The sequence below is a fragment of the Mucilaginibacter inviolabilis genome, assembly GCF_011089895.1.
Taxonomy (GTDB): domain Bacteria; phylum Bacteroidota; class Bacteroidia; order Sphingobacteriales; family Sphingobacteriaceae; genus Mucilaginibacter; species Mucilaginibacter inviolabilis.
Genome location: NZ_JAANAT010000004.1, coordinates 311,463 through 322,787, shown reverse-complemented (window position 1 = coordinate 322,787; position 11,325 = coordinate 311,463). Strand labels below are relative to the sequence as shown.

The window sequence follows — 11,325 nt, the reverse complement described above, 5'->3', positions numbered from 1 at the left end:
GTCTTTTATAAAAATACCGGTTACTTTCCTTGTTGTTTTCCCTGTGCTGGTGCTCCCTGACCCGGGGCAGGCGCTTTAGACGGATCGCCCAATACAATTTTGCCACCATCGCGTAAACGCTGGAAACCCTCAGTAACCACTTTATCACCAGGCTCAATACCACTCATGATCACTACATCGGTACCCACACGCGGACCTAAAAGAACTTTATGTTGTTTGGCAATGAGCGCCTCTACCTTTTCGTTATTTTTAGTAGTATCTACAAAAGATGTGTCCTTACTTACAAATACAAAAAACTCACCCATTTGCTCGGTAATGGCTTTATAAGGAATCTGTACCCTATCACCAGATTGATTGTTAAGTACTTTAAGCACACAGCTCATACCATCTTTTAATATACCATCTTCATTTGGAAACTGGATCCTTACTTTAATGGTACCGGTTTGATTATTAACACCACGGTCAATAGCCAAAACCTTACCTGGTTTATTATAGGTGGTTACGCCATCAGACATCTGCAGCTTAAAAGTGGTATCACTACTAGCTTGTTGTAATTTATAAAAACGTTGAATATCCTGTTCGTTCACCACTACATCAACTCCCATTGGATGTTCGGCAGATATGGTGTTCAATAAGGTAGAACCTGCTGTTACCTGCGAACCCAGCCTTACCTGTGATATACCAATACGACCGGTAAATGGCGCCGTAATAGTAGCATAAGAAAGATCGGTACGTGCTGATGCTAAAGCCGCTTTAGCCACAGCGACGTCAGCCTTGCTTGTTTCAAAAGCTGCAGAAGCCTGATCAACAGTTTGGCGGGCGATCGCATCGTTCTTCAACAGCATATTATAACGGTCGATATCTTTTTGTGCTTTAACCAGGTTGGCTTGTGCACTCAATACATTAGCTTCTGCCTGTTGGTAAGCCGCTACGTATTTACGTTTATCAATTTCATATAATACCTTCCCCTTCTGCACCACATCACCTTCTTTAAAAAATATGCCGGTTACAAAACCAGGCACCTGACTTCTGAGCTCGGTGGTATTCACAGAAACAACCGTACCCTGGAACTGATCATAATAAATAGCCTCAGCCTTTTTAGCTTCGGTTAAATTCACAGGAGTTGGTGGTAGTGGGGCATTTTGTTGTCCGCTTTTACCTTTGCAAGAAGCTAAAGCCAATAAGGCCGCAGGGGCTAACCAGTATATATATCTGTTTTTCATCGTAGTGATTATTCGTTGGTTCTTTGTTTTTTAGCGGTACTCATGAGTGCTCCGCAGTTATTCGTTGGTTCTTTGTTTTTTAGCGGTACTCATGAGTGCTCCGCAGTTATTCGTTGGTTCTTTGTTTTTTAGCGGTACTCATGAGTGCTCCGCAGTTATTCGTTGGTTGTTAGTTTTTTTAAGGTGATCCTATCTTTTAATTATTCAACATTCAATGTTCCCAAAGCTTTTTGCAGATCTATTTTGCTCGATAACAATTGGAACAAAGCGTTATAATAGTTTAACTCTGCAGTTCGCAGGTCTGATTGAGATACAATAACATCAAGATAAGTTTTAACACCTTCGCGATACTGCAGGCTTACTACTTTATATACATCTTTAGCCAGGTCAACATTCTGCCTGATCAGCTGGTAACTGGTGTAATTGCTCTTGTAATTGGCTAATGCCTGCACGTACTCGGTATTGATAGTGTTTTTACTGTTTTCCAGATCAAGATCGGTACGTTCAACCTGCAATTTTGCCTTGCTCAGATTTTGCAGGCGCTTTGTCCCCAGGAAAATAGGAAGGTTTAAAGTAAGACCGGCATAACTTGTTGGATACGCCTGCTTATACAGATCGGAAAAATCATGACTAAAATAAGCCCGGTTATAGCTACCTATAGCTGATAAGGATGGTAAAAATCCATATCTGTAGTAATTCACATTAATATTTTGCAGCACTTTATTGGTTTGCAGCAAACGGTATTCAATACGATTGTTTACATCTAACTGTTGATTGGTGTCAATCACGGCCGCCTGTTCATAACGCGTTGAATCATAAGACAGCGCCAGGTCTTTTGATCCGCCGATGCCCATGATCTGTTTTAAATAGGCCGTTTTACTTTTGATAGCCTCTTCGGTTTGTTTGCGTGTGGCCAACGAATTGTTAAGCGATATGGTGGCCTGTTTATAATCTGTTTTGTCAGATACCCCAGCCTGATACCTGTTATAGGCATCTTTCAGGCTCCTTTGCAAGCGGGTGATATCCTCGTTGGTGATGTTCAACTGTTTTTGGGAAAGCAATACATCAAAAAATGCTTTGCTTACATCAGAAACTACATTGATCTGACTGCTGAGGGTATTTTGTTTATAATATTGACGGGAATATTTAGCTGTTTTGGCTGCCAGCAATACATCATTATTATAAATAACCTGATTTAACTGTAACCCCAGTGTAGAAAGGTTTCGGATACCCGAACTGCCCGGAAAGTTGGCACCAGATGCCCCGGACTGCGGAGTACCCTGGAAATAATAGTTATATATACCTGTACCGGTAACTTGTGGTAACCAGGCCGAAAGTCCGATCCTGATGTCTTTTTCGTTAATTTGCTCATCAATAGAAGCCTGGCGTACAGCAGGTTGGTTTCGCAAGGCGAATTCGACACATTGTTTTAAGGAAACAGGACCGTTAATACTATCAGCAACAGTTTGTGACCAGGTCGTTGAATGTAAAATTAATGTTAAGGCGATTGTGATAAAAAATACTAGATACTTATTTTTTTTCATAGGGTGGCTATAGGTGACGTTCATTGTTCGCAAAAAGAACAAAAATTTAATCATTCAGTTTTTGTCTATTTGCACAGGGGAAGTGCGAATATGTGATTAATATTACTAAATTAAAATCAAGAACAAGAATTTTACGTGAAATTTATAAAAACATGCCAAAATCATACGTTTTTGGGCTTTTTACAAAAAAATGAAAAATTGTGGTGCGAAATAAATAAAAAAATTAATTAATTTGCCGTGATATAATTTGGAATGCTTCCTGTTGTTTTGAGATCAGAATAAGCATTTTTTTAAAAAATTACATTTACCATATAGGTTATATGCTTATTCATGGTATTTTTACACAAAATTTAAGCAGGGTTAATACATGGTTAAAAAACTACATGGGAAAATCGCCGAGTTCCAGGTTGCAAATATGCTCCGGGAGAAGGGATTGTATCCTTATTTCAGGCCTATTGAGTCTGCTCAGGACACTGAAGTAATAATAGATAACAAAAGGGTGTTAATGTTTGGTTCCAATTCCTACTTAGGGCTAACCAATCACCCAAAGATTAAAGAAGCTTCGAAGAAGGCAATTGACAAATACGGCACAGGCTGTGCCGGCTCACGTTTTTTGAATGGTACACTTGATATTCATATCGAGTTAGAGAACAGGCTTGCCAACTATGTTGGTAAAGAAGCCACCGTTTTGCTCAGCACTGGTTACCAGGTTAATCTGGGTGTGCTTTCCTGCATTACAGGCCGTAATGATTATATTATATTAGATGAATATGATCATGCTTCTATCATTGACGGTAGCAGATTATCATTTTCAAAAGTGATCAAATACGCCCATAATGATATGGACGATCTTCAGCGTAAATTGAGCATACTGCCCGAAGAGGCGGTGAAGGTTATCGCTGTTGATGGTATATTCAGTATGGAGGGCGACATTGTTAAATTGCCGGAGATAGTTAAACTGGCAGACGAGTTTGGCGCCAACATTATGGTTGACGACGCGCACAGTTTAGGTGTTATTGGCCATAAAGGTGCCGGTACTGCATCTCACTTTAACCTTACCGAAGATGTTGACCTCATCATGGGTACATTCAGCAAATCGCTGGCATCATTAGGCGGTTTTATTGCTGCTGATAAAGATACTATTGATTATATCAAACATCGTGCACGTTCATTAATGTTTAGTGCCAGCATGCCTCCGGGTTCAGTTGCCAGTGTAATTGCGGCTTTGGATATCATTGAATCTGAGCCTGAGCGTATCCAAAAACTTTGGGACAATACCAATTACGCGCAAAAACTTTTACTGGAAGAAGGTTTTGATCTTGGCCCTACAGAAAGCCCGATATTACCTATCTATGTACGTGATAACGAAAAAACCTTCCTGGTAACCAAATATCTGCAAGCAGCAGGCGTATTTGTTAACCCGGTGGTTTCGCCAGCTGTACCTTCAGATTCATCATTACTGCGTTTTTCATTAATGGCTACCCATACCTTTGCTCAAATTGACGAAGCCGTTGAAAAACTTTCAAAAGCATTTAAAGAAGTTGGTGTATCTGCAGCTTCTGTTAAAGAAAATATCTAAATAAACAAAAACGTCCGTGTGCTCATAGCTTTTTTATCAAAACAAGCTTCTGCACACGGGCGTTTCATATTTTATGCCTTACACAACAATTTTATAAATACCACTCATGATAAAAATTGTAACTGTTAATTCGAAAAAAGAATTAGCTTCATTTATTGATTTTCCACATGATTTGTATCAGGACGATCCAAACTACGTCCCGGAATTGTTCATAGCTCAGCGCGACTTATTAACCATACACCCTTTTCATAAGCATAATCAGGTACAAACCTTTTTAGCTTATGATGGTGATAAGATTGTGGGTCGCATTGCAGCTATACTCAATAATGCACACAATAAGTTCAATAGTACCAACGATGGTTTTTTTGGCTTTTTTGATTGCATTAATAACAAAGAGGTAGCAACAACACTTTTTAATACCGTTACCGATTGGCTTAAACAAAAAGGAGTAACCGAAAAATTGATAGGCCCTGTTAATTTTTCAACCAACGAACCCTGCGGTTTATTAATAGAAGGCTTTGACAGTCCGCCGTTTTTGATGCAAACCTATAATGCTCCCTACTATACTGATTTGATAGACGGGTTTGGTTTTACTAAAAATGCCGATTTGATTGCCTGGCACTGGGACGATAAAAGTTACGACGATAAATCAGTACGTTTATTAAACGCGTTAGAAGAGCGTTTAAAGCGCAGTAATATCGTAATCCGTACATTAAACATGAAAAAGTTTAAAGAGGAAGCTGTAAAACTACGTGAAGTTTATAACTCGGCCTGGGATCATAACGAAGGATTTGTTCCTTTAAGTGATGATGAATATGATTACCTAGCAAAGGATCTTAAACTAATACTCGATCCGGATTTTGTGCTGGTTGCTGAACAGGAAGGAAAAATAGTTGCCTTTGGGTTGGCTCTGCCCAATTACAACGAAATATTTAAGAAAATTAAACGCGGCCGTTTGTTGCCAACAGGCATTTTCAAATTGCTCTTTGGCCGAAAGAAAATACAGAGTTTGCGCATATACGCGCTCGGCGTTATTGAGGGCTATCGTAAAATGGGGATTGAAGCCTGTTTATATGGTACCATTATCAAAGAATACAAACGCAAAGGCATGAAACAGGCCGAAGCCGGCTGGACCCTGGAGCACAACGATATGGTGAACCGTGCCATAGAAGCTATAAATGGCAACCCGTATAAAAAATACAGGCTATACGAAAAGGCCATATGAAACAACGGGTTTTAATAACCGGTGCAAGTGGTTTTGTTGGATATCACTTAATTGAGGAAGCGTTACAAAATGATTTGGAGGTTTATGCAGCAGTGCGCAAAACCAGTAATATTGATCACCTAAAACACTTTCCTATCAGTTATGTACAGCTCAGTTATAAAGACATTTCTACGCTAAAACAGCAGCTTACCGATATTAAGCCCGATTACATCATTCATGCAGCTGGCGTTACCTCTGCCCGCTCGCAAGCCGAATACAATCATATCAACGCTACTTATACACACCACCTGGCAACGGCAGCAGCCGATGTTTGTACTGGCTTACAAAAGTTTGTGTTGATAGGTAGTTTGGCTGCCATTGGTCCGCTTAATACATTAACCGGCATCATAACCGAAACCACTCCCCCCGCCCCGGTAACGGCTTACGGTCGCAGCAAATTATTGGCCGAGGAACAGTTAAGAACTGTTGAAAATTTAAATTATACTGTACTACGCCCTACCGCAGTTTACGGACCAAGGGATACTGGTATATTTATTTTTTTTAAACAAGTAGTAAAGGGACTTGAACCCTATATTGGCAAAGCCCAGCAAAAGCTAAGTTTTATCTACGTAAAAGATGTAGCTAAGGCCGCCATAAAAGCCTTATATGGTGGTAATCATCAAACCTATAACCTGAGCGACGGGAACTTTTATGACAAATACGAGTTAGGCAACCTGACCAAAGAGATTTTGCGTATAACTACCTTTAAATTTCATTTGCCTGTAAATTTTGTAAAAATAATAGCAGCCATATCAGAAAAAGTAAGTTCTTTGAGAAATAAAGCAGCCGTAGTGAATATCGAAAAGATAGATGAGCTTATGGCCGTAAACTGGTATTGCGACAACGAAAGTGCAAAATCAGATCTGGGTTTTTATCCGGCTTATAATCTAAAAACGGGTTTAACCGAAACACTAACCTGGTATAAAGCCAACAAGTGGCTTTGATATCAACAATTAAATAATTTATTAACAATGAATGTAAAAATTCCGTTGTTTTTATACTATAACTTAAACGTTTAAGTTATTTTTAGATATGGAAGATATAAAAGAATAATTAACATCTTTTGGTGTTACTTAAACGTTTAAGTAACACCAAAAACAATAAAAAAAGAGTAAAAACCAGGGAATTAAGCTAATCATGCCTTACCCTACTAATTAATAATAAATAAGTCAATGAAAATGAAAATTTCACCCGCCGAAGGCAAACTGGGTATCCTTATCCCAGGTTTAGGAGCTGTGGCCACTACACTGATTGCCGGTGTTGAAGCAGTAAAAAAAGGTATCTCACAACCCATAGGTTCACTTACCCAAATGGGCCATATTCGTTTAGGTAAAAGAACGGAGAACCGTAATCCTAAAATCAAAGATTTTGTACCATTGGCCAATCTGGGAGATGTAGTTTTTGGCGGATGGGATGTTTATGAAGATAACGTTTATGAAGCTGCAGCAAATGCCAAAGTTCTGGAGCTGGGATTACTAAACTCTGTAAAATCTGAGTTGGAATCCATTAAACCAATGAAAGCGGCATTTGATAAAAACTACGCTAAAAATCTGAACGGCACACACGTAAAACAAGGTACCCGTTATGAACTCGCTCAACAGGTTATGGAAGATATCAAAAACTTCAAAGAGCAAAACGGGCTGGACAGAGTTGTTCTGGTTTGGTGTGGTTCTACCGAAATTTATTATGAGGCATCAGCTATACACCAAACACTGGCTGCTTTTGAGCAAGCTTTGCTTGACGATGATAAATTGATTGCGCCGAGTATGATCTATGCATACGCGGCTTTAAAACTAGGTGTACCATTTGCTAATGGAGCTCCTAACCTAACAGTTGATATCCCCGCGTTAATTGAACTTTCAAAAGAAACTCAAACCCCAATTGCCGGTAAAGATTTCAAAACCGGACAAACTTTAATGAAAACTATCCTGGCTCCTGGCCTGGCTGCACGTTCATTGGGCGTACACGGTTGGTTTTCCACCAATATATTAGGTAACCGCGATGGTTTGGTACTGGATGATCCGGATAACTTTAAAACCAAAGAGGTATCTAAATTAGGTGTTCTGGAAGATATTTTTAAACCTGAAGAAAACAAGGAGCTTTACGGCGAGATCTATCACAAAATCCGTATTAACTACTACCCTCCGCACGGTGATAACAAAGAAAGCTGGGATAATATTGATATTTTTGGTTGGTTAGGTTACAAAATGCAAATCAAGATTAACTTCCTTTGCCGCGATTCTATCCTGGCTGCCCCTATCGCCCTTGACCTCGCTTTATTCTGTGATCTGGCAAAAAGAGCCAATATGAGCGGTATCCAGGAATGGTTGTCGTTTTATCTGAAATCGCCTCAAACAGCCGAAGGCCTTCGTCCGGAGAACGATATATTTAAACAGCTCATCAAGCTAGAAAACACTTTGCGTTACATGATGGGTGAAGATCTCATAACTCATCTGGGTTTAGATTATTATGAAGAGGCTTACGCCGAAGCATAAAACCAGCTAAACAAATTCCTATATAACCGGTTGTTTTACGGCCAAAGCTGTATACAACTGGTTATTTTTTTGCTTATAATTGTCGCAGGTTAACTGATCATTTATCTCTAATACATAAAGCTCTGATTTATTGATTATGTAAATATTTGTTCGCAGGTTGTTAAACTTTGTTAAATCTGATAACAAAAACACCTGATGGTTTCAAAGCAATTTAAAATTCAATACTTTAGGTAAAGTATAAAGCAAACAGTTCATCAACAGTTCATAATATATAAGGCATAGTGCCGTTTTCAGTGTAATATAATTTAAGGGTAATATTTAACAGATAAACGTGGTTTAAACGCTTTCCGCAGGGAATATTTGACTTTTTGACCACATTAGTCTGTAATAAATTTTTCTACCTTTGAAGCGCAATTACAAGCTAATGGGATAGCTACGCCAATGCAAAATAAGCTTTTGGTAAACTATTTCTGCCGTTATACAGGAGGTAAAGAAATATCGGTTTAATTGATATTAGTTACGACGATTTGTGCTTTTAAATAATAATTAGCTGTTCGCATCACCATAAATGACGCAAATAGTTTGTCACAGATAATAAGGGGGATTGGAGATAAAACAAAGAGTTTGTATTTGCATAATTGCATAAAGTACATGGATTTTAAAAATTTTTATAAAAGTTTATTTCTTTTAATACTCTTTTTTTCTGCTTCATCATTATTTGCGCAAACTACTGTTATAACCGGTACGGTTACAGATGCCAGTAATAAACAAACACTCCCCTATGTTGTGGTTTCGTTTACAGGCACTACAACCGGTGTAGCAACCGATAATAATGGTAAATACCGACTTTCGACCACAAACGCTACACTTAAGCAAATAAAAATTTCCTTTTTAGGTTATAAAGATGCTTTTTTACCTGTGGAGCCGGGCAAAGAGCAGGTCATCAATGTAAAGCTTTTTCCTTCGGCCAAGCAATTGAACGAAGTGGTTATCAAATCGGGAAAAAAACCTAAATATCGTAACAAAGATAATCCTGCTGTAGAGTTGATACGCAAGGTTATTGAAAACAAACCTAAAAACCGCCCCGAGGCTTATGACTACGTAGAATACCGCGAATATGATAAAATGATGTTCGGGTTCATCAACGTATCAGCAGCATTTTCAGACAGGAAGTTCTTCAAAAAATATAAATTCATCATCGATAACCGGGACAGTACCATCTTACCTGGAAAATCAATATTGCCGGTTTATCTCGATGAAAAATTATCACAGAATTACTACCGCAAAAACCCCGAAAAGAAACGCGAAGTTATTTTGGGCCAACGTGGTGTAAACTTCGGTCCGGCAGTTGATAATGAAGGTGTTAAACAATATTTTAAGCACCTATACAACAACGTTGATATTTATGGCAATGATATATTCTTGATCACCAGTCAGTTTTTAAGTCCGATATCCAATAACTCGCCAAATTATTACAAGTTTTTCATTACCGATACCATTACCGATGCCAAGAACCAGAAATTGGTTGAGTTAAGCTTTACTCCCCGAAACGATAACGACGTACTTTTTGAAGGGATGATATATATTACCCTTGATGGTAATTATGCGGTACAAAAAGCGGTATTGAAGATTAACAAACACATTAACATCAACTTTATACGTTCGATGGAGGTTGACCTGGATTTTGAACAAAACCCCGACAACCGTTACCACCTGAGCCGGAGCAATACCATAGCCGAGTTTGGCGCCACCAAAAAAGAGGGTAAAAGCGGATTGCTGGGTATGCGAACCATTACGTACGGAAATTATGTGGTGAATCATCCCCTACCTGATACGGCTTATACAAAACAATCAGAAGAATCGGCAGACGAAGCTAAAACCCGACCAGCCTCATTCTGGGAGCATAACCGCCTGGATACTTTAACAAAGGCAGAATCCAAAGTTTACAAGAATGTAGATAGCTTAAGGAACATGCCATCATATAAGCGTACGGTAGATATTGCTACTCTGTTGCTTGCAGGTTATAAAGGTTTTGGCAAATTTGAGATCGGCCCAGCCAATACCTTCTATAGCTTTAACCCGGTTGAAGGTTTACGCCTGCGGCTTGGTGGTCGTACCACGCCGGAGTTAAGCAAGCGCTATTACTTTGAAACCTACGCCGCTTATGGTTTTAAGGATAAGCAATGGAAATACTTTTTAAGTGCCACGTATTCGCTTAACAATAAGTCTATTTATAAATTCCCGCAAAATTACATCAGGGCAAGTTATCAGAAAGACACTAAAATACCGGGTGCAAACCTTCAGTTTGTACAGGAAGATAACTTTTTGCTATCCTTTAAACGGGGTACAAATGATAAATACCTGTATAATGATTTTTATCGCCTGGATTATGTGCACGAGCTGGAGAATCACTTATCCTTTGCAGGAGGCTTTAAAAACTGGAAACAGATGCCGGCCGGTTCATTATATTTCAACAATATTGTTGATGGACAGCCCAATGTGGTACACTCTTTAACCACTACCGAACTTACCGGAAGTATCCGCTGGGCGCCACATGAGGAGTTTTATCAGGGTAAAATTTACCGTGTACCAATTCCTAATCCTTATCCCGCTATTGAATTGGATTATGCCTCGGGTGTTAAAGGTTTGTTTAATGGGGAGTATAACTATCAGAAACTTGATTTCAGGATAGACAAACGTTTATATCTGTCGCAATTGGGTTATTCAGACTTGAATATCTCGGCTGGTAAAATATTCGGACAGGTACCGTTCCCGTTATTAACCATCCACCAGGCCAACCAGACTTATGCTTATGATATCGATTCTTATAACCTGATGAACTTTTTGGAGTTTGCCAGTGACAGATACGCAAGCTTCCGGATAGATCATCACTTTAGCGGTTTCTTTTTCAATAAAATACCGTTGCTGCGGAAATTAAAATGGCGTGAGACTTTTTCGGCAAAAGTATTGTACGGTGGCATCAGCGATAAAAACAATCCAAACATTCATCCGTCATTATACCAGTTACCGATTGATGCTAATGGCTTACCAATCACTTATGCCCTGGGTAAAACACCTTATGTGGAAGGTAGTGTTGGTGTCGAAAATATATTTAAATTTATACGGGTTGATTACGTAAGGCGATTTAATTATCTGGATCACCCCGATGTACCGCGTGATGGTATCCGTGTACGTGTTAAATTTGATTTTTAATTTTGTA

Annotated in this window: 7 protein-coding genes; 5 read left to right on the top strand and 2 right to left on the bottom strand. The window is 39.0% G+C overall.

Translation table 11 applies throughout. From position 1 onward, the window contains the following. Nucleotides 1–20 precede the first annotated feature (20 nt). Nucleotides 21–1,223 carry an efflux RND transporter periplasmic adaptor subunit gene (locus tag G7092_RS24920; protein ID WP_166093818.1) on the bottom strand — a complete coding sequence of 401 codons (1,203 nt, stop codon included), beginning with the start codon at nt 1,221–1,223 and terminating at the stop codon, nt 21–23. A 200-nt stretch (nt 1,224–1,423) separates the two neighbouring features. After that, entirely contained in the window at nt 1,424–2,767 is a 1,344-nt protein-coding gene (locus tag G7092_RS24915; protein WP_166093816.1) for a TolC family protein, read from the bottom strand. Between the two features lie 367 nt (nt 2,768–3,134). Between G7092_RS24915 and spt the strand changes: the two genes are divergently transcribed. From spt to G7092_RS24890, 5 genes are all read left to right on the top strand, one after another. Further along, nucleotides 3,135–4,346: a serine palmitoyltransferase gene (gene spt / locus G7092_RS24910; RefSeq protein WP_166093814.1), complete on the top strand. Its 1,212-nt coding sequence runs from the start codon at nt 3,135–3,137 to the stop codon at nt 4,344–4,346. 106 nt (nt 4,347–4,452) lie between these two features. After that, on the top strand, nt 4,453–5,571 hold the full coding sequence (locus G7092_RS24905) for a GNAT family N-acetyltransferase (RefSeq protein ID WP_166093812.1): 1,119 nt from the start codon (nt 4,453–4,455) through the stop codon (nt 5,569–5,571). After that, nucleotides 5,568–6,554 carry an NAD-dependent epimerase/dehydratase family protein gene (locus G7092_RS24900; protein ID WP_166093810.1) on the top strand — a complete coding sequence of 329 codons (987 nt, stop codon included), beginning with the start codon at nt 5,568–5,570 and terminating at the stop codon, nt 6,552–6,554. Before G7092_RS24905 ends, G7092_RS24900 begins: the two co-directional genes overlap by 4 nt. 234 nt (nt 6,555–6,788) lie before the next feature. Beyond that, on the top strand, nt 6,789–8,105 hold the full coding sequence (locus G7092_RS24895) for an inositol-3-phosphate synthase (protein WP_235953933.1): 1,317 nt from the start codon (nt 6,789–6,791) through the stop codon (nt 8,103–8,105). Nucleotides 8,106–8,756: 651 nt separating this feature from the next. Then, nucleotides 8,757–11,318 carry a DUF5686 and carboxypeptidase-like regulatory domain-containing protein gene (locus G7092_RS24890; protein WP_166093805.1) on the top strand — a complete coding sequence of 854 codons (2,562 nt, stop codon included), beginning with the start codon at nt 8,757–8,759 and terminating at the stop codon, nt 11,316–11,318. Nucleotides 11,319–11,325 lie beyond the last annotated feature (7 nt).